The 2,363-nt window shown below is 51.4% G+C and carries 3 protein-coding genes and 1 pseudogene; all 4 read right to left on the reverse strand.

The genetic code is table 11. The features are described 5' to 3' along the window. A pseudogene (pglD, locus tag Q0338_RS00780) lies at positions 1-378 on the reverse strand (UDP-N-acetylbacillosamine N-acetyltransferase); the annotation flags it as partial. Beyond that, positions 365-970: an undecaprenyl phosphate N,N'-diacetylbacillosamine 1-phosphate transferase gene (pglC, locus tag Q0338_RS00785; protein ID WP_298085098.1), complete on the reverse strand. Its 606-nt coding sequence runs from the start codon at positions 968-970 to the stop codon at positions 365-367. The gene pglC and the pseudogene pglD, both read right to left, overlap by 14 nt. Next, complete coding sequence (gene pglA, locus Q0338_RS00790) at positions 963-2,090, reverse strand: N,N'-diacetylbacillosaminyl-diphospho-undecaprenol alpha-1,3-N-acetylgalactosaminyltransferase (RefSeq protein WP_298085099.1); 1,128 nt, start codon at positions 2,088-2,090, stop codon at positions 963-965. The genes pglC and pglA overlap by 8 nt, the downstream gene beginning before the upstream one ends. 59 nt (positions 2,091-2,149) lie before the next feature. Continuing rightward, positions 2,150-2,363: hypothetical protein (locus Q0338_RS00795; protein ID WP_298085100.1), on the reverse strand; the 214-nt coding region annotated here is incomplete at its 5' end.

Consider the following 2,363-nt stretch of genomic DNA (forward strand, 5'->3'; position numbering starts at 1 on the left):
CTCGATGATCGCGCCAGTGTTTATTATCGCGCCCTCGCCTATTACAGCGCGCGCGTTTATGACGGCATTTGGCATTACGACCGCGCCCTCGCCTATTTGCGCGCTAGCGCTTACCACCGCGCTTGGATGGATCAAATTTACTACGCCAAAGCCCGCGTTTTTTACTCTTTCTTGCAGGATGCGTCTGATTTTATTATCCCCGATAGCCACGATCACGTCCGCTTTTTCGAGGCTCGGGTCAAATTTGAGCACGTTTTTGCCGTCAAATTTAGCGTCGTCCAAAAACACGACCTCGCCGTATCCGCAGGCTCTTGCCACATCCGCGACGACGGCTCCGTGTCCGCTAAAGCCGTAAACGTAAATTTTAGTTGCGGCCATTAAATTTCTCCGTCGTAGCCATGCCCTCTTTGCTCACGCCGCTTCGTTTTAGCACCTTTTGCACGGTTAAAATCGCGATTTTAACGTCCAGAGCAAAGCTAAGCTCGCGGACGTATCTCGCGTCAAATTTAAACTTCTCCGCCCAGCTTATCGCGTTGCGGCCGTTTACCTGCGCTAGCCCCGTGATACCGGGCCTCACGTCGTGGCGGGTCGCCTGCTCGGCGTCGTAAAGAGGCAGGTACTCGACCAAAAGCGGACGCGGCCCGATGAAGCTCATATCGCCCTTTAGCACGTTAAAAAGCTGCGGTAGCTCATCAAGGCTGAGGCTTCGGATAGTCTTGCCGATGCCGCTTAGGCGCAGCTCGTCGGGCAGTAGCTCGCCGTCCGCGCCGCGCTCGTCGCTCATCGTTTTAAATTTGTAAATTTTAAAAATTTTAGCGTGCAAGCCCGGGCGTGCCTGCGTAAAAATGACGTCCTTGCTAACCTTAAAATATATCAAAATCGCAACGACCGCCATAATCGGCAGCGTCAAAACTATGAGAAAAATCGCGCCGCAAATATCCAGTAATCTCTTAAAAAACGCCCTATACATCGATAAATTTCCTATAAATTTCTATATATTTTCGAGCAACCGCTCGCTCGTCAAACTCGCGCAGGGCGAGCTCCCGCCCGTTTCGCCCCATCTGTGCGGCCAAATTTTCGTCGTTTAGTAAAATTTCTATCTTTGCGGCTAGATCGGCGGAGCTTTTTACCTCGCAAAGCAGGCCGTTAAAGCCGTTCGTCACGGCCTCGTTGCAGCCCGCTACATCGCTAGCAACGACCGGCCTACCCATACTCATCGCCTCTAAAACCGTGCGCGGAAAGCCCTCTTTGTAGCTTGGAAGCGCGAGTAGATAGCTAGCCTTTAAAAGCTCCGGCACGTCGTCTCTAGCGCCCAGATACCGCACGGCTCCGCCCGTTAGAAACTTCGCATCCGCCGTACTTTTGTTTCCTTCAAACCCTTCGCCCGCAAAGACGAACGCGCAGTCCTCGCGCCCGCGTAAAAGCTCGGCCGCCTCGTAAAACTCGCGCACGCCCTTGTGCCACATCGCGCGCGCTATCATCAGCACGATCTTTTTGCCGCGCAGATCCTCGCCCAAATTTGCGGCCGGCACGCTATTTTCGTCAAATTTGAGCGTATCCACGCCCACGCTTTTTATCTTAAAAATTTTCTCCTCGGCTATCAAACCGCGGCTCAAAAAATACGCCGGATCGGCCTCGTTTACGAACACGCAGCCGTCGCTCATCTTTAGCGCTTTTTTATAAAGCGTCTCGATCGCGGCGCGCACGAGACGGGTTTTTAAGTCGTTATCGATATAAAAGCTGCCAAGCCCCTCGACCAAATTTATCACGCGCTTTATGTCCGCTTTTTTAGCCGCAAAGGTGCCAAACACGTTTGATTTGTGCGCCGAGGTTTGCAGCAGGTCTAAATTTAACCCGTGCAAGATATCGGCGAGCTTTTTTGAGTTTTCAAGCACGGTTAGAGGATTTAGGCTCGCGCGGTCAAGCTCGTACGTCACGCAGTTAAACTCGCTTTTTAGCCTATCCGTGTAGTCGCCCTTTGGCGCGATAGCAAACACCTCGTGTCCGAGCCGCTTTAGCTCGCGCATGATCGGCGCGCGGAAAAAGTAAATGCTCATATCGGCGTGAGATAAAAATCCAAATTTTGCCATTTAAAAAACCTCTATCGCAAATTTAGCGGATACCCGCGCCTTGATCAAATTTACCGCCCTCATCTTAGCAGCCTATAAATTTTAACCGCGCCGTTTAAAACGACCGGCTCAAACAGCTCTTTGTCGTAGTTTTCGAGCACGAAAAGCTGTATGTAGGCCGAGTTTAGCACCGCTTCGTCAAGCACCAAAAACCGCCTGTAATCCTTCATAAAAATGAGATAAATTTTGCCGTCCGCGTCCATCTCGTGCTTTTTGACGACCAGCTTATCCTTT

The sequence above is a fragment of the uncultured Campylobacter sp. genome (genome assembly GCF_938018145.1).
Taxonomy (GTDB): domain Bacteria; phylum Campylobacterota; class Campylobacteria; order Campylobacterales; family Campylobacteraceae; genus Campylobacter_A.

Bases quoted from the DNA above. Each gene is read 5' to 3' on its own strand.
- pglC (WP_298085098.1), bottom strand. From the start codon at position 970: ATGTATAGGGCGTTTTTTAAGAGATTACTGGATATTTGCGGCGCGATT.
- pglA (WP_298085099.1), bottom strand. From the start codon at position 2,090: ATGGCAAAATTTGGATTTTTATCTCACGCCGATATGAGCATTTACTTT.